This is a genomic window from Actinoplanes sp. L3-i22 (assembly GCF_019704555.1).
Lineage (GTDB): Bacteria > Actinomycetota > Actinomycetes > Mycobacteriales > Micromonosporaceae > Actinoplanes.
Genome location: NZ_AP024745.1, coordinates 8,863,314 through 8,880,053 on the forward strand (window position 1 = coordinate 8,863,314; position 16,740 = coordinate 8,880,053).

The following is a 16,740-nucleotide window of genomic DNA, read 5'->3' on the forward strand; positions in this document are numbered from 1 at the left end:
GCGCAGCACCTCAGCGACGGCCCACCAGCCAGACCACTACGGCGACGGCCACCACCGCGCCGACCGCCACCGGGATGAGGCGCTTGTAGACCGACCCGCCGGCTACCGCGAGCAGATCAAGCGGCGCGTCGTCCGAAGCGACCGCCGGAACAGCCGCGGCGGGCGCGACGGGAGCGGGAGCCGGAGCCGGGGAGTCGGTGACCCCGGTGGTCACCGGAACCGGGGTGGTGACGGTGGGCGAGGGCAGATCAGCGGCCAGCTTCGCCTCCAGATTCGCGGCGAACTGGGTCAGCAGCTTCGCCGAGATCTCCTTGATCATGCCGCTGCCGAACTGGGCCAGCTTCCCGGTGATCTTCAGGTCGGTGTCCACGCTCACCCGGGTGGCGTCGCCGTCCGGGGTCAGCACCGCGGTGACCACCGCCGCCGCGTTGCCCGCCGAGCGCGGGTCCCGGCCCTTGGCGTCGATCACCGCGCGGTAGCCCTCGGCGTCCTTCGCGGTGAACCGGGCCGTACCGGTGAACTCCGAGATCACCGGGCCCACCTTGACCTTCACCTTGCCCCGGTAGTCGTCGCCGTCGACCCCGGTGAGCTGGGCGCCCGGCAGGCAGGGGGCGATCCCGGCCAGATCGGTCAGCACCTCCCAGGCCCGGTCGATCGAGGTGGGCACGGTGAACTCGTTCGTGATCTTCACGGTTGTTCTCCAAGCGGAGCGGCGGACGGAGGGAGGGCGGCGACGACGGCGCGCCGGTCGGCCGGGGTCTTCGCGATGGTGCCGATGGTCTGCGGGACCAGCGGCTCGACCAGCTCGGTGACGCCGAGCGCGGCCAGCGCCGACACCCAGTCGATGGTCTCGGCGAGGCCGGGCGCCTTGTCCAGGTCGAGCCCGCGGACCCGCCCGACGAACGCCGTGGTGTCCCGGATCAGCGGCTCGACCGCGCCCGGCACGGCCCGCCGGACGATCGCCGCCGCCCGCGCCGGCCCGGGGAACTCGATCCAGTGGTAGAGGCACCGCCGGCGCAGCGCGTCGTGCAGGTCCCGGCTGTGGTTCGAGGTCAGCACCACGACCGGCGGGCGGGTGGCGGCGAACGTGCCCAGCTCCGGGATGGTGATCGCGGCCTCCCCGAGGAACTCGAAGAGCAGCGCCTCGAACTCGTCGTCGGCCCGGTCGATCTCGTCGATCAGCAGCACCGGCGGCCGCGGCCCGGCGTGCCGGACGGCCCGCAGGATGGCCCGCTCCTGCAGGAAGTCGGCGGTGAACAGGTCCGCGTCGTCGAGCCGGTCCCCGCGCGCCTCGGCGAGCCGGATCGCGAGGAGCTGCCGCTGGTAGTTCCACTCGTAGAGCGCCTCGGACGCGGTCAGGCCCTCGTAGCACTGCAGCCGGATCAGCGGGGTGTCCAGGGCGAGCGCGAGCGCCTTGGCCGCGGCCGTCTTCCCGACCCCGGGCTCCCCTTCGAGCAGCAGCGGCTTGCCCAGGCGCAGCGCCAGGAACACCGCCATCGCCAGCCCGTCGTCGACCAGGTAGTCGACCGCGTCGAGCCGGGCGCGGACCTCCTCGTACGAGTTCACCGCCGGTCCTCCCCGAGCAGCCGCTCGTAGTCCTCGCGGGTGTCCACGTCGATCGGCACCGGGCCGTCGACCGGCACCTCGGTCACCGCGAAGCGCCCGGAGTGCAGCAGCTTCCACACCGCCTTGTCGCCGTGCAGCCCGGCCAGCTCGGCGAAGACCGGCCGCTGGAACAGGAACGGGTGCCCGAGCCCGTCGGCGTACCGGCACACGCCGATCGGGGTGTCCACGGCGGCGACCCGGCGGGCGTCGGACGGGCGGACCCGGGGCTGGTCGCCCAGCAGGAGCAGCAGGCGATCGGTGGTCACGAACGGGACGGCCGACCGGATCGACGACCCGCAGCCGGTGCCGAAATCCGGGTTCTCGATCACCCGTACGCCGGCAAGGTCCACCGTGGCCCGGATCGCCGCCGCCGAACCGCCCAGGGTGACCAGCAGCTCCGCGCAGCCGCAGGCGCGCGCGGTGTCCAGCGTCGCGTCGAGCAGGGTCCGCCCGCGGAACGGCAGCAGCTGCTTGGCCTCGCCGAGCCGCCGGGAGCCGCCCGCCGCCAGGACCAGCGCGGAAACCGGTGCCATCAGGCCGCCGTGTGCTTCTTCAGGCAGCCGGGGCAGCAGTACCAGAAGTCGGCGCCGCCGACCACGGCGTGCGGGGTGTCCGGGCCGATCAGCACGGTCATGCCGCAGATCGGGTCCACCGCCTGCCGCGAAGCCTCGATCTCCTGCGGCACGGGGGGACCTATGGAGAGAAGCTCCGCGGCAGGGGCCGCCGGAGACGCGGGGGCGGCCAGGCCACCGGTCCGCATCTCCCGGACGATCTCGGCGAGGACCGACAGGGCGATTTCTTTCGGGGTACGGGCACCGATGGCCAACCCTGGATGAGTACGGATCCGGGCCCGCTCCGGATCGGTGAGCTCCATCGCATCGAGCACCACCGCGCCCCGCTTGTGGCTGGCGATCAGCGCGAGGTACGGCACCCCGGCATCCAGCGCGCCGCGCAGCGCCGCCTCCTCGTCGCGCCCGAGCCCGGCGACGACCGCCGCGGTCACCCCGCCGAACCCGGTCGCGGCGACCTCGAAGTCGAGGAACGCGGCGAGCTCGCGAATCGCCGTACCGATCGGAGTTGATCCTTGAACCGCGACCAACGGGCGCGGAAGGACCGGCCGCAGGAAGATCTCCACGGCGCCGCCGGAGTGGCAGGGGTTGACCGCGATCCGCGCGCCGGGCGCCTCCGGGAACGCCTCGGCATCCTCCGGCAGCACCCTGAGCAGCAGACTGTTGCCGTCCTTGAGGGTGTCGAGGGCGGCGACGCGGACCGAGGTCTCGGCGCAGACCCCGCCGACGAAGCCCTCGATCGAGCCGTCGGCGAGGATCACCGCGTCGTCGCCGGCCCGGGCCGAGGTGGGTTCCTGGGCCCGGACGACGGTGGCGTGCACGAACGGGAGCCGGGCCGCGGTCAGCTGGGAGACGCGTTCGGCGAGCATCAGATCGGCGGGGTCGAGCGGCCGCGCATGGCCTCCCACACGCGCGACGGGGTGAGCGGCATGTCGGCGTGCCGGACGCCGTACGGCTTGAGCGCGTCCATCACCGCGTTGACGATCGCCGGCGGCGAGCCGACGGTGGCCGACTCCCCCACCCCCTTGGCGCCGATCGGATGATGCGGCGACGGGGTGACGGTGAACCCGGTCTCCCAGTCCGGCACCTCCAGCGCGGTCGGGATCAGGTAGTCCATCAGGGACGCGCCGAGGCAGTTGCCGTCCTCGTCGAACGCGATCATCTCCATCAGGGCCATCCCGACGCCGTCGGTGAGCCCGCCGTGCACCTGCCCCTCGATGATCATCGGGTTGATCCGGGTGCCGCAGTCGTCGACCGCGATGAACCGGCGCACCTTCACCTCGGCGGTGCCCGGGTCGATGTCGACGACGCAGAGGTACGCCCCGTGCGGGTAGGTCAGGTTCGACGGGTTGTAGCAGATCTGGGCTTCGAGCGCGCCCTCCAGACCCTCCGGCAGGTCGCCGGCGCCGTGCGCGCGCATGGCGATCTCCTGGATCGTGACGGCCTTGCCGGGGTCGCCCTTGACCTGGAAACTCCCCTTGATCCACTCCAGGTCGGCGACGGTCACCTCGAGCATCGACGACGCGATCAGCTGCGCCTTGTCGCGGACCTTGCGGGCGACCAGCGCGGCCGCGGCGCCGGAGACCGGGGTGGAGCGGCTGCCGTAGGTGCCGAGCCCGAACGGCGTGTTGTCGGTGTCGCCGTGCACCACGTCGATGTCGTCCGGCGGGATGCCCAGCTCCTCCGCGACGATCTGCGCGAACGTCGTCTCGTGGCCCTGCCCCTGGGTCTGCACCGACAGCCGGACCACGGCCTTGCCGGTCGGATGGACCCGCAGCTCACAGCCGTCGGCCATGCCCAGGCCGAGGATGTCCATGTGCTTGCGCGGGCCGGCCCCGACCGCCTCGGTGAAGAACGCGATGCCGATCCCCATCAGCTCGCCGCGGGCCCGCTTCTCGGCCTGCTCGCGGCGCAGCTCGTCGTAGCCGGCCATCTCCATCGCCAGGCGCATGGTCGGCTCGTAGTCGCCGGAGTCGTACACCCAGCCGGTCTTCGTCGTGTACGGGAACTGCTCGGGCCGGATGAAGTTCTTCAGCCGCAGCTCGGCCGGGTCCATGCCGAGCTCGTCGGCGAGGCAGTCGACGATGCGTTCGACCAGGTAGACGGCCTCGGTGATGCGGAACGAGCAGGCGTACGCGACCCCGCCGGGCGCCTTGTTCGTGTAGACCGCGGTCATCTTGCAGTACGCGGCCTCGATGTCATAACTGCCGGTGAACACGCCGAAGAAGCCGGCCGGGTACTTGACCGGCGCCGCGGTGCCGTTGAACGCGCCGTGGTCGGCCAGCACGTTCGTCCGGATGGCCAGGATCTTGCCCTCGCGCGTCGCGGCGATCTCGCCGCGCATGATGTAGTCGCGGGCGAACCCGGTGCTGATCAGGTTCTCCGAGCGGTCCTCCATCCACTTCACCGGCTTGCCGGTGACGATCGAGCCGACGATCGCGCAGACGTAACCGGGGTAGATCGGCACCTTGTTGCCGAAGCCGCCGCCGATGTCCGGCGAGATCACCTGGATCTTGTGCTCGGGGATGCCGGCCACGATCGCGTAGAGGGTGCGGTGCGCGTGCGGCGCCTGCGTCGTCGACCAGAGCTTGAGCCTCCCCTCGACCGGATCGAAATCGGCCACCGCGCCGCACGTCTCCATCGGGGCGGGGTGCACCCGCGGGTAGACGATGTCCTGCTGGACGACCACGTCGGCGGCGGCGAAGACCCGCTCGGTCTCGTCGGCGTCGCCGGTCTCCCAGTCGAAGCAGTGATTGTTCGTCTTGCCCTGCAGGTCGTCGCGGATCAGCGGCGCGTCCGGTTCGAGGGCCTTGCGGACGTCGATGACCGGGTCCAGTACGTCGTACTCGACGTCGATCAGTTCGAGGGCGTCCCGGGCCCGGTAGCGGTCCTCGGCGACCACGACCGCGACCTCCTGGCCCTGGAAGCGGACCTTGTCGGTGGCGAGCACGGCCTGCACGTCGTTGGAGAGCGTGGGCATCCAGGCCAGGCCGAGGCCCGCCAGCGTCTCGCCGGTGATGACCGCCTTGACGCCCGGGGACGCCTCGGCCGCGGTGGTGTCGACGCTGACGATCCGGGCGTGCGCGAACGGCGAGCGCAGGATCGCCATGTGCAGCATGCCCGGGAGCTGGACGTCGTCGGTGTAGTGGCCACGGCCCCGCAGGAATCGAGGATCCTCTTTGCGGAGCATCCGGCCGTAGCCGATCGGCTTCTGATCATTGGTGGTCGTCATGCCTTCACCGCCTCCGCGGCCGCGGCCCACCGCACCGAACGGACGATCGACGCGTAGCCGGTGCATCGGCAGATCTGCCCGGAGATCGCCTCCCGGATCTCGCCCTCCGACGGATCCGGATTGCGGTCCAGCAGCGCCCGGCAGGTCATCAGCATGCCCGGCGTGCAGAAGCCGCACTGCAACCCGTGGCACTGCCGGAACCCCTCCTGGATCGGGTCCAGCTCGGCGCCCTTGGCAAGACCTTCGACGGTACGGACCTCGTGCCCACCCGCCATCGCGGCGAGCACCGTGCACGACTTGACCGGCTCGCCGTCCAGCCACACCACGCAGGTCCCGCAGTTGCTGGTGTCGCAGCCCCAGTGCGTGCCGGTCAGGCCGAGCGTGTCCCGCAGGAAGTGCACGAGCAGCAGCCGGCCCTCGATCTCCCGGGTGACCTCGGTGTCGTTGACGATCATGGTGACCTGCATGGACTCAGCCCCTAGCTCGTTCGACGGCCTTGCGCAGGGTTCGTTTGGTGAGCTCGTGCGCCAGGTGACGCTTGTAGTCCTCGGTGCCGCGCTGGTCGGTGACCGGGTCGCAGGAACGGGCGGCGATCGCCCCGGCCGCCTCGTACAGCTCCTCGGCCGGCTCGTGACCGCGCAGCGCGGCGCTGATCTCCGGGATGCCGGTGGTGTTCGGCCCGACCGCGGCCAGGCCCACCCGGGCGTCCACGATCGTCCCGTCGTCACCCAGCCAGACCGCCGAGCCGGCCGAGACGACCGCCCAGTCGCCGGCCCGGCGCTCCACCTTCGCGTACGCGCTGCCGCACCGGTCCGGCTTGAACGGGAGCCGGATCTCGGTGAGGATCTCGTTCTCCGCGACGGCCGTCTCGTACGGCCCGACGTGGAACTCCTCCATCGACACCACCCGCTCGGCGCCGCCCGGCCCGCGGATCACGCAGCTCGCGTCGAGCGTGGTGCAGACCGCGGACAGATCCTCGGACGGGTCCGCCTGGCAGAGCGAGCCGCCCAGCGTGCCACGGTTGCGGACGACCGGGTCGGCGATCACCCGCTCGGCGTCCCGGAAGATCGGGAAGACCGCGGCCAGCTCGTCCGACTCCAGCAGCTCGCGGTGCCGGGTCATCGCGCCGATCCGCACGTGACTGCCGTCGAACCGGAGATAGCCCAGCTCGGCGTGCAGATCGTTGATGTCGATCAGGTACTCGAAGTTCGCCAGCCGGAGCTTCATCATCGGCAGCAGACTGTGCCCGCCGGCCACCAGACGGGCCGACCCGCCGAGCCGTTCCAGCAGGTCGATCGCCTGGTCCACGCTTGTCGCACGCTCATATTCGAATGGAGCCGGCACCTGCACGCCGCACCTCCCCCTTCCAACCACCCGTGATGCGGAAGAGAACCTTTCCAAATTTGCCGAAAACCTCTCGCGCCCCGCGTCCAAAGTCAACAGTCACCTAAGCGATCTATTAATCAGCCGTTGACGATTGTTGCGGGCTCAAGCAGTGTTCCGGCATGCGCGACATCGTGGACGGTCTGGCCGCCTGGCGTGCCGCCGGGCGAGAGTTCGCGGTGGCCACCGTCGTGCGCACGTGGCAGTCCGCGCCGCGCCCGCCGGGAGCCGCGATGGCGGTCGACGAGCACGGTTCGGTGCTCGGCAGCATCTCCGGCGGCTGCGTCGAGGGAGCGGTCCACGAGGCCGCCACAGAGACCATCAAAACCGGAAAACCACAATTGCTGACGTACGGCGTGAGCGACGGCGACGCCTTCACGGTCGGCCTCACCTGCGGCGGCACGATCGAAGTCCTGATCCAGCCGAGCAGCGCCCTGACCGACCTCGACGCCGTCCTGGCCGACATCGCAGCCGGCCGCCAGGTCGCCACAGCCACCATCCCCGGCGCCCAGGTGACCATCCGCCCCGGCGTGACCGACGCCGTACCGCGAGTCTCTGGAACCCTGGGCGAAGCGGACCTGGACCGGGCCGCGTCTCTGCAGGCCGCAGGCATGTTGGCGCAGGGCCGCACCGGTCTAGTGCAAGCCTGCGACCGCGAGGTCTTCGTCCAGTCGTTCACGACCCCGCCCCGGATGATCGTCTTCGGCGCGATCGACTTCGCGGCGGCGGTCGCCCGGATCGGCAAGTTCCTGGGCTACCGCGTGACGGTCTGCGACGCACGCCCGGTGTTCGCCACCCCGGCCCGCTTCCCGGAAGCCGACGAGGTGATCGTCGACTGGCCCCACCGGTACCTCGCGTCCACCCGGATCGACGCCCGGACCGTGCTCTGCGTACTCACCCACGACCCGAAGTTCGACGTCCCCCTGCTGGAGGTCGCCCTGCGCACCCCGGCCGCCTACATCGGCGCGATGGGCAGCCGCCGCACCTGCGCCGACCGCATCGACCGCCTCCGCGCGAACGGCGTCACCGAGCCCGCCCTGTCCCGCCTCCGCGCCCCGATCGGTCTCGACCTCGGCGCCCGCACCCCGGAGGAGACCGCGATCGCCGTCGCCTCCGAGATCATCGCCCTCTCCTGGGGCGGGTCCGGCTCCCCTCTCACCACCTTGACCACCCCGATCCACGGGTAGCCGACCGGCCGTGAGGAGCGCCTCCACTGCCCGGTGGCGCTCCTCACGACCTCGCCACCCCGGACCGCCGCCCCACCCCGGACCGCCGCCCCACTCCGGACCGCCGCCCCACTCCGGACCGCCGCCCCACTCCGGACCGCCGCCCCACTCCGGACCGCCGCCCCACTCCGGACCGCTGCCCCACCCTCACGCCAGCACCCCCTCTCCAAGCCCCGCGGCCACCCCGCTCTCACCCCTGCCCCCAGCTCCAAGCCGAGCGGCCACCCCGCTCTCACCCCGGCACCCCGCTCCAAGCCGGGCGGCCACGCTCACCCCGGGCGGCCGCCGAAGGTCCACGTGTGCACCTCGACGGCGGCGTACCGGCCGGCGGTCAGAATCTCGCGGGCCTCGACCGGCGAGGCCGCACTGACCAGCGCGGCCGTACCCAGCCACTGCGAGCCGTCGTCCGAGAGCAGCGGGCCGTAGGCGATCAGCGCGGCGCCGGCCGGCGGGTCCAGATCCGCGGCCGGACCCGCGGACAGACCCAGGACCAGGAAATACGGCCCACCGTCGCGGCCGGGCGGGAAGTCCCACATGGTCCGGCCGAGGCGGTTCTCCCAGCGGCGGATCAGCACGTCCCGATACGCCCCGGCCTGGTAGCCCGGCTCGTCGAAGGCGAACGCGCGGGCCGCCGCCGCGTCCGGCAGGGTGAGGACGTGCAGGCTGCCGGTCAGCGTGTCGCCCTCGAACGTGGGACCCCGGGCGATCATCGCGCCGGCGAAGCCGTCCATATACCCCCAGTGCGCCTCTCGCAGGGCGAATCGCAGGTCACCCGAGCCGGGCCGGTCACGGTGGTAACAGAGGAACTCCACGGCGGCGATCATATCCGGCTCATTGGTACCCCCCAGGGGTATGTGTATGGTGGAGGTATGAAGACTTCGGTGCGGCTCATCGCGTACGCCACGGGATTGATCGTGGTTTTCGCAGGCGCCGCGGGTGCCGGTCGGGCCTTCGGGCCGGCGGGGAAACCGGCGCCGGCGCACACCGAGGCGCACGCGGTCGCCGACGAGCACGCCGGGCACGAGGCGACCGTGCTGCCCGCGGGGTTGCAGGTCACCCAGGCCGGATACACATTGAGTCCGCTGACCACATTGTTCATGTCAGGTAAGACGCAGACGTTCGCGTTCCGGATTCTCGGACCGGACGGACGTTCCGTGACGCAGTTCACCCCCGAGCACGGAACCGAGCTGCACCTGATCGTCGTCCGGCAGGACATGAGTGGCTATCAGCATCTGCACCCGGTCCGGGCCGCCGACGGCACCTGGTCGGCGCCGGTGACCATTCGCGAGCCGGGGGCCTATCGCGCCTTCGCCGACTTCACGCCCCGCGCCCGCGCGGAGAACATGGTGCTCGGCGTCGACCTGACCGCCCCCGGTGACTACCAGCCCCGCCTGCTGCCGCAGCCCACCTGGGAGACCACCGTCGACGGCTACACCGTGACCCGGGCCGGCGAGCCCCAGTCCGGCGCCGCCTCCTGGCTGACCGTCTCGGTGAGCAGAAACGGTCAGCCGGTGACCCTGGAGCCCTATCTGGGCTCGTTCGGCCACCTGGTCGCGCTGCGCCAGGGCGACCTCGCCTACCTGCACATGCATCCGCAGGCCGGCACCCCCGCCGGGCCGGACGTCACGGTGAACGCGGACGTGCCCTCCACCGGGGCCTATCGATTGTTCTTCGAGTTCCAGCACGGCGGGAAGGTGCATCTCGCCGAGTTCACCGCCGTCACCGGCGCCGGCCACACCCACAACTGAGGATCCGCGATGATTGTCGAGCTTGAGATCGGCGGGATGACCTGCGCGTCCTGCGCCTCGCGGATCGAGAAGAAGCTGAACCGGATGGACGGCGTCAGCGCCTCGGTCAACTACGCCACGGAGAAGGCTTCGGTGACCGCGCCGGCGGGCGTGACCGTGGCCGACCTGATCGCGACGGTCGAAAAGACGGGCTATACAGCCGCGCTGCCGACCGCCGAGCCGGAGCAACCGGAGACGTCGGATCCGCTGCGGACCCGGCTGCTGATCTCCGCCCTGCTCAGCCTCCCGGTGATCGTGCTGGCCATGGTCCCGGCCTGGCAGTTCACCTACTGGCAGTGGCTGTCGCTGACCCTGGCCGCCCCGGTCGTCGTCTACGGAGGCTGGCCGTTCCACCGAGCCGCCTGGACCAACCTCCGGCACGGCGCGGCCACCATGGACACGCTGATCTCGCTCGGCACGCTCGCCGCGTTCGGCTGGTCGCTGTGGGCGCTGTTCCTGGGCACGGCCGGCGAGCCGGGCATGACCCACCCGTTCCGCCTGGACATCGCCCGCACCGACGGCGCCGGCAACATCTACCTGGAAGCGGCCGCCGGCGTCACCACGTTCCTGCTGGCCGGCCGGTATTTCGAGGCCCGGGCCAAGCGCCGTGCCGGCTCCGCGCTGCGCGCGCTGCTGGAGATGGGCGCCAAGGACGTCGCGGTGCTGCGCGAGGCGCACGAGATCCGGGTCCCGATCGACAGCCTGGCCGTCGGTGACCGCTTCGTGGTCCGCCCGGGGGAGAAGATCGCCACCGACGGCGTCGTCGAGGACGGGTCGTCCGCGGTCGACGAGTCGATGCTGACCGGCGAGAGCATGCCGGTCGAGGTGGCCCCGGGCGCCACCGTGACCGGCGGCACGGTCAACGCCGGCGGCCGCCTGATCGTCCGGGCCACCCGGGTCGGCGCGGAGACCCAGTTGGCCCAGATGGCCCGGCTGGTCGAGCAGGCCCAGACCGGCAAGGCCAGCGTGCAGCGCCTCGCCGACCGGATCTCCGGCGTCTTCGTCCCGATCGTGATCGGGCTCGCGGTCGCCACGCTGGGCTGGTGGTTCGGCACCGGCGCCGGCTGGACGTCCGCGTTCACCGCCGCGGTGGCCGTCCTGATCATCGCCTGCCCGTGCGCCCTGGGCCTGGCCACCCCGACGGCGCTGCTGGTCGGAACCGGTCGCGGCGCCCAGCTCGGCATCCTGATCAAGGGACCGGAGGCGCTCGAGTCCACCCGCCGCGTCGACACGATCGTCCTGGACAAGACCGGCACGGTGACCACCGGGCAGATGGCCCTGGCCGCCGTCCGCCCCACCTCCGGCCAGGATCCGGCCGAGCTGCTCCAGCTGGCCGCGGCGGTCGAGTCCGCTTCCGAACACCCGATCGCCAAGGCGATCGCCACCGAGCTGGCTGCGCCGGTCACGGTGGGCGATTTCACCAGCTTCGCCGGATTTGGGGTACGTGGTGAGGTAACCGGCCGCGACGTCCTGGCCGGCCGGATCGCCCTGCTGGAGCGGGCGGGCTGGACCATCCCGGCCGAGGTCACGGCGGCCGTCGACGCAGAGGAGTCGGCCGGCCGGACAGCGATCGTCGCCGGCTGGGACGGCGCGGCCCGCGGCGTCCTGGCGGTCGCCGACACGGTCAAGCCGACCAGCCGGGCGGCCGTCGCCGGCCTGCGGAAACTCGGCCTGACCCCGATCCTGCTGACCGGGGACAACGAGCGGGTCGCCCGGACGGTGGCCGCCGAGGTCGGGATCGACGAGGTGATCGCCGAGGTCCTGCCGGCCGACAAGGTCGCGGTGATCGAGCGCCTGCAGAAGTCCGGCAAGGTGGTCGCGATGGTCGGCGACGGCGTCAACGACGCGGCCGCGCTGGCCCAGGCCGACCTGGGGCTGGCCATGGGCACCGGCACCGACGTGGCGATCGAGGCGTCCGACCTGACCCTGGTCCGCGGCGACCTGACGGTGGCGGTCGACGCGATCCGCCTGTCCCGCCGGACGTTGCGCATCATCCAGGGCAACCTGTTCTGGGCGTTCGCCTACAACGTGGCCGCGCTCCCACTGGCCGCCGCCGGCCTGCTGAACCCGATGATCGCCGGCGCCGCGATGGCCTTCTCCTCGGTCTTCGTCGTGGCCAACAGCCTCCGCCTGCGCACCTTCACCCCGGCCAGCGCCCGCCTGGCCCTCACCGCCACCTCCGAGCACTGACAAACGCGGCACGGCGCCGGCCCATCGTGCTGCGGACCGGCGCCGCGCGACGTGACGGCGCGCGACGGGATGGCGCGCGACGGGATGGCGCGCGACGGACCTCGCGCCATTTGTGCGGGACGTGGAAGGCCCGGTCTCGCAACGTGCTGCCGGGACGCGGAAGGCCCGGTCCCGCAACGTGCTGCGGGACCGGGCGTTTCCTAGTCGAGCAGTTCGGTGACGGTGCCGGCGGCGACCGTGCGGTTGCCCTCGCGGACCGCGAAGCCGAGGCCGACCTCCAGCGCGACCGGCTTGCCCAGCCGGACCGTCACGGCGTCCAGCGTGTCGCCCGGCATGACCAGGTCCCGGTCGCCCAGGTCCATCCCGCCGGACACGTCCGTCGTGTGGAAGTAGAACTGCGGACGATAGTTCGCCTCGAACGGGGTGTGCCGCCCGCCCTCAGCCGCCGTCAAGGCGTACATCCGAGCCTGGAACGCCATGTGCGGACGCACCGAACCCGGCGCCGCGAGCACCTGGCCCCGCTCGACCTGGTCCCGCTTGACACCGCGCAGCAGCACCGCCGCGTTGTCGCCGGCCTGCGCCGACTCCAGCACCTTGCCGAACGTCTCCAGCCCGGTCGCGACGCTGGTCAGCGTCGGCCCGAGGCCGACGATCTCGACCTGCTCTCCGGCCCGGAGCTCGCCCCGCTCGACCTTGCCGGTGACGACCGTGCCCCGCCCGCTGATCGAGAGCACGTTCTCGATCGGCATCAGGAACGGCTCGACCAGCGAACGCTCCGGGATCGGCACGTACGCGTCGACCGCGTCGAGCAGCTCGACGATCGAACCGACCCAGCGCGGGTCGCCCTCGAGCGCCTTGAGCGCGCTGACCCGGATCACCGGCACCTCGTCGCCGGGGAACCCGTACTCGGACAGCAGCTCCCGGACCTCGAGCTCGACCAGGTCGAGCAGCTCCGGGTCGTCCGCCATGTCGCTCTTGTTCAACGCCACCACCAGGTGCGGGACGCCGACCCGCTGGGCGAGCAGCACGTGCTCGCGGGTCTGCGGCATCGAGCCGTCCTGGGCGGACACGACCAGGATCGCGCCGTCCACCTGCGCCGCCCCCGTGATCATGTTCTTCACGTAGTCGGCGTGGCCGGGCATGTCGACGTGGGCGTAGTGCCGTCCCGCGGTCTCGTACTCGACGTGCGCGATGGTGATGGTGATGCCCCGGGCGGCCTCTTCCGGCGCCTTGTCGATCCCCTCGAACGCGACGTACCGGTTGGCGACCGGGTCGCGGTCGGCGAGGACCTTGGTGATCGCGGCGGTCAGGGTCGTCTTCCCGTGGTCGACGTGGCCCATCGTGCCGATGTTGAGGTGGGGCTTCGTACGGATGAATTGGCTCTTGGCCATGGGTCTTTGTTCTTCCTCACTGGATGCGAGGCAAGGGGTGGAACGCGCGCCACTGCCAACCGGCGCACGCGAGAACCGCGCACGACAAAGCCGACCCTTCCCCGGGCTCTCCCGCTTGGTGGGGAAGGGTCAGAGTCGCGTATCAGCGCCGGTGAAAAGAAGAACGCACGCGGGAGCCACCGTGGGAGGCAGCTGCAGACCGGGCGCGAACATGAGGAGCACGTTAGCCCTCAACCACCGACCCCGCGACCGTATTTCCTCCGGTCAGGGCAGCGCCGCCAGGCCGTCCTGAACAGCTGGGACAGGCTGCGGTGCGGCCGCTCCGGGCACCGGGTCGTCCTGGGACGACAGCGCGGTGGAGACCAGCGCCGCCGGCACCGGCTCAACCGCGACGGCGTCCTCGACCGAACGCATTTTCGGCGGCGCCGGCATCCACGGCTTGAGGTTCTGGATGACCTGGCCGTAGAAGTCGTCGATCGCGTCCAGCACCGAGTCGATGAACGCTCCTCGCCCGCGTCCGCGCTTCGTGCCCGCCGCCGAGGTCAGCGCCACGCGGAAGGTCCGGAGGTCCTTGGCCGGATCGGCGATCAGTATTGCCGGGTTCTCCCGGACCACCCGGAGCAGCTCGGCGTTCCCCGCGCCTCGGGCGTGCGCGGCGTAGGACTCCAGCCGGACCGTCTCCGGCGCGTCCTTCAACTGACGGACCAGCCAGTTCACCCGGGTCGTCGGCCGCCCTTCGCGGGGCGCCTCCACATCGATGTGGCAGGTGATCCGGGCGGCACGCAGGTCCGCGGTGACCGAGAGCGTGCCCACCGCGCCCGGAATCCGCAACGCCGCTGTCATGGTGCCGGTCGCGGCGAGCTGACTGACCGCCGCTTGCGTGCGGATCACCGGCTCGGCCAGTTCCTTGCGCGTCAACGCCGGGATGACGTCCGTGCCCAATTGCCGCCCGAGCCGCAACCCCGCGTAGCGCACCAGGGCGTCGAACCGCCCGGCGATCTCCGGTACCGCCGCATCCGTCGGCCGGAGCGTTCCGGCGCCGACCGATTCCCGCACGGGCACCCACGACGATCCCATGTCGCTGAATTCCAGGGCGCCGGACTTCGGGTGCTCCAGATAGCGGATCAGCTCACCGAGGATCCACGCCTGGTCGGGGTCCGCGACACCGCGATACTCCTTCTGCATCACCGCCACGGTCAGCACTTCGGACCAGGGGATGTGGTGCAGCGCGACCTTTTTCAACTTGCGCTTGTCGATCCGTGTCGGGTGCTGTCCGGCCATCGGCGGAATCTCGTTCGAGACCGTGATGAGCGCGTCGAAGCCCTGCTCCCGTGCGATGTCGAGATATCGCTCCAACTGCTCGGACTGCAGCTCGTTCGACCCGGTTTTGACCTCGACCAGCGCCGTCCACTGCCGTTGGCCCCGGGTCACCCGGATCAGGCCGTCCGGAAAGGACTTTCCGTCACCGAGCGTGAACGGAACCTCGATGTAGGTCTGCACCGTGCCGGCCGGCGCCCCGTAGGGCTGGGTCAACGCCCGCCCGAACTCCCGGACCGCGCTCATCACCGCGAGCAGCGCCGAGGTCGCCCGGCGCTCCTGTTCATCGGCCCCATTGATCCCCGACGTCGGAATCAATCTCGCGGCGTGCCAGCTCTCTTCCGCCATGGTCACTCCTCGTCACAAAAGATTCACGCAATTTACAACCGGCGTGAGGCGCGGAGCGGACGGTTGCGACTGCCGATCATCCAGTTCTGATTCGCCGTGTCGCTGTGGTCCACTGTGAACGGTGGAGGCATCACCGGGCCGGAGAGCGGATAGCGAAAAGGGCGGCGCCGAAGCGCCGCCCTTTCCCGAACAGACAAACCGCGGTCAGCCGCCGATGGATTTGAGGGCCGAGTCGGACATCTCGATCGTCTGGGCCTTGGCCGGTGCGGCCACCGTGACCTTCGAGCCGATGTCCGAGTAGATGGCGTCGACCTTGCCGGCGCCCTGGGCGACCGAGTCCATGTCCAGCGACATCCGGCTCAGGTTCCCGTCGCCGTCGACCTCGGCCGTGAACGGCACCTGGGTGGTCTTGCCGGCGAGGCCCTTGAGCATCTCCGCGGTCGCGGTCGGCGATTTGGTGATGTCGATCGTGCCGGCGAACTTGCCGTCGCCGGTCTTCTTGACGTCGGTGCTGGACTCCAGCATCTTCGCGGAGTTGCGCGGGTCGTTCTTCTCCAGGCTGAGCGCGCTGGTGGCCGGCATCTTGCTGGCGTCGAGGTGCATCCACTTGGTGCCGAAGCTCTTCGCGGCGGCGCCGCCGACCTTCACGTAGAGGTCGGTGCCGATCTGGCGGACGCTGATGTCGCCGAAGCCGGCCAGCGCCATGGTCATGTCGACGACCCGGTTCGGGGTGTCGAAGGCGCCCTCGCCGGTCATCCCGCCGGTCATCGTCATGTGGATCTTGCCGCTGGAGCTGGTGAGCTTGGTGGCGGCCGCGGCCAGCTCCTTCGACGCGTCGCTCGGCGCGCCGGCGGTCGACTCGACGGCCGGGGCGCCCGCGGAGGCCCCCGCGCCGGTGGTGGCCGGGGTGTCCTTGGCGGTGCAGGCGCTGAGACCGGCGAGCGCCACCAGGGCGGCACCCGTGACAGCCAGGCGTCGGATCCTCATCGTCATGCTTCTCCGTCCGTAGGCATCGGCCGCTCACCATAGTCCGTGCCATCAATTCGGTCGCCCATGGGCGGACCGGACCGTAGGGTGCCGGCATGGCACGCGCGGAGGTCTACGTCAGCACCGACGTCGAGACGGACGGGCCGATCCCCGGGCCGCACTCCATGCTGAGCCTCGGCTCGGCGGCATATGTCGAGGACGGCACGCTGATCGACACGTTCAGTGCCAACCTCGACACGCTCCCCGGGGCGTCCGGGCACCCGGCGACGATGAAGTGGTGGGCGACCCAGCCGGCCGCCTGGGCGGCCTGCCGGAAGGATCCGGAGGACCCGGCCGTCGCGCTGGAGCGGTACCGCGGATGGCTCGAGACGCTGCCGGGTCGGCCGGTTTTTGTCGGATATCCGGCAGGCTTCGATTTCACCTTCGTGTACTGGTACCTGATCCGGTTCACCGGGGTCAGCCCGTTCTCGCACTCCGCGCTGGACATCAAATCCTATGCGATGGCCGTGCTCGGCACGGATTTCCGGGCCACCGTCAAGCGGGCCATGCCGCGGCGCTGGTTCGGCGATTTCCCGCACAGTCACGTCGCGCTGGACGACGCGATCGAGCAGGGCGCGCTGTTCTGCGCGATGCTCGCCGAGAATCGGAAAAGAGCCAAAAAGCAGCAAGACGATTTCGACGTACGGCCATTGCCCGGTTGATCAT

The 16,740-nt window shown here is 71.1% G+C and carries 15 protein-coding genes; 4 read left to right on the forward strand and 11 right to left on the reverse strand.

Translation table 11 applies throughout. From position 1 onward, the window contains the following. Positions 1-10 precede the first annotated feature (10 nt). From L3i22_RS39765 to L3i22_RS39795, 7 genes are read right to left on the reverse strand one after another with little or no spacing between them, the layout of a single operon-like run. Positions 11-691: an SRPBCC family protein gene (locus tag L3i22_RS39765; RefSeq protein ID WP_221322618.1), complete on the reverse strand. Its 681-nt coding sequence runs from the start codon at positions 689-691 to the stop codon at positions 11-13. Continuing rightward, positions 688-1,566: a MoxR family ATPase gene (locus L3i22_RS39770; RefSeq protein WP_221322619.1), complete on the reverse strand. Its 879-nt coding sequence runs from the start codon at positions 1,564-1,566 to the stop codon at positions 688-690. The genes L3i22_RS39765 and L3i22_RS39770 overlap by 4 nt, the downstream gene beginning before the upstream one ends. Further along, a complete protein-coding gene (locus L3i22_RS39775; protein ID WP_221322620.1) occupies positions 1,563-2,138 on the reverse strand; it encodes an NTP transferase domain-containing protein in 576 nt (191 codons plus the stop codon). Before L3i22_RS39775 ends, L3i22_RS39770 begins: the two co-directional genes overlap by 4 nt. After that, complete coding sequence (locus L3i22_RS39780; protein WP_255657522.1) at positions 2,138-3,082, reverse strand: XdhC family protein; 945 nt, start codon at positions 3,080-3,082, stop codon at positions 2,138-2,140. Before L3i22_RS39780 ends, L3i22_RS39775 begins: the two co-directional genes overlap by 1 nt. Then, positions 3,043-5,406 (reverse strand): aerobic carbon-monoxide dehydrogenase large subunit, encoded by a 2,364-nt coding sequence (locus L3i22_RS39785; RefSeq protein ID WP_221322621.1) that lies wholly within the window; start codon positions 5,404-5,406, stop codon positions 3,043-3,045. Before L3i22_RS39785 ends, L3i22_RS39780 begins: the two co-directional genes overlap by 40 nt. Continuing rightward, positions 5,403-5,873 (reverse strand): (2Fe-2S)-binding protein, encoded by a 471-nt coding sequence (locus L3i22_RS39790; RefSeq protein WP_221322622.1) that lies wholly within the window; start codon positions 5,871-5,873, stop codon positions 5,403-5,405. The genes L3i22_RS39785 and L3i22_RS39790 overlap by 4 nt, the downstream gene beginning before the upstream one ends. A gap of 4 nt (positions 5,874-5,877) precedes the next feature. Next, a complete protein-coding gene (locus L3i22_RS39795) occupies positions 5,878-6,780 on the reverse strand; it encodes a xanthine dehydrogenase family protein subunit M (RefSeq protein ID WP_370644283.1) in 903 nt (300 codons plus the stop codon). A gap of 131 nt (positions 6,781-6,911) precedes the next feature. Here L3i22_RS39795 and L3i22_RS39800 point away from each other — a divergent pair, with 131 nt between their 5' ends. Beyond that, on the forward strand, positions 6,912-7,976 hold the full coding sequence (locus L3i22_RS39800) for an XdhC family protein (protein WP_221322624.1): 1,065 nt from the start codon (positions 6,912-6,914) through the stop codon (positions 7,974-7,976). 308 nt (positions 7,977-8,284) lie between these two features. Here L3i22_RS39800 and L3i22_RS39805 read toward each other — a convergent pair whose 3' ends face one another. After that, complete coding sequence (locus L3i22_RS39805; protein ID WP_221322625.1) at positions 8,285-8,827, reverse strand: YciI family protein; 543 nt, start codon at positions 8,825-8,827, stop codon at positions 8,285-8,287. A 57-nt stretch (positions 8,828-8,884) separates the two neighbouring features. Here L3i22_RS39805 and L3i22_RS39810 point away from each other — a divergent pair, with 57 nt between their 5' ends. Continuing rightward, on the forward strand, positions 8,885-9,763 hold the full coding sequence (locus tag L3i22_RS39810; protein ID WP_221322626.1) for a hypothetical protein: 879 nt from the start codon (positions 8,885-8,887) through the stop codon (positions 9,761-9,763). A 9-nt stretch (positions 9,764-9,772) separates the two neighbouring features. Then, entirely contained in the window at positions 9,773-11,992 is a 2,220-nt protein-coding gene (locus tag L3i22_RS39815; protein WP_221322627.1) for a cation-translocating P-type ATPase, read from the forward strand. 200 nt (positions 11,993-12,192) lie between these two features. On the opposite strand, the gene tuf is transcribed toward L3i22_RS39815, so the two are convergent. The 3 genes from tuf to L3i22_RS39830 form a co-directional block, all read right to left on the reverse strand. Next, positions 12,193-13,383 carry an elongation factor Tu gene (gene tuf / locus L3i22_RS39820; protein ID WP_221322628.1) on the reverse strand — a complete coding sequence of 397 codons (1,191 nt, stop codon included), beginning with the start codon at positions 13,381-13,383 and terminating at the stop codon, positions 12,193-12,195. A gap of 264 nt (positions 13,384-13,647) precedes the next feature. Beyond that, the gene (locus L3i22_RS39825) at positions 13,648-15,048 is read right to left on the reverse strand and encodes a stress response protein (RefSeq protein ID WP_221322629.1); all 1,401 of its coding nucleotides are present in this window, start codon (positions 15,046-15,048) and stop codon (positions 13,648-13,650) included. Positions 15,049-15,252: 204 nt separating this feature from the next. Next, positions 15,253-16,035, reverse strand: coding sequence for a hypothetical protein (locus L3i22_RS39830; RefSeq protein ID WP_221322630.1), 783 nt, complete (start codon positions 16,033-16,035; stop codon positions 15,253-15,255). Positions 16,036-16,130: 95 nt separating this feature from the next. Between L3i22_RS39830 and L3i22_RS39835 the strand changes: the two genes are divergently transcribed. Continuing rightward, on the forward strand, positions 16,131-16,736 hold the full coding sequence (locus L3i22_RS39835) for an exonuclease (RefSeq protein ID WP_221322631.1): 606 nt from the start codon (positions 16,131-16,133) through the stop codon (positions 16,734-16,736). Positions 16,737-16,740 lie beyond the last annotated feature (4 nt).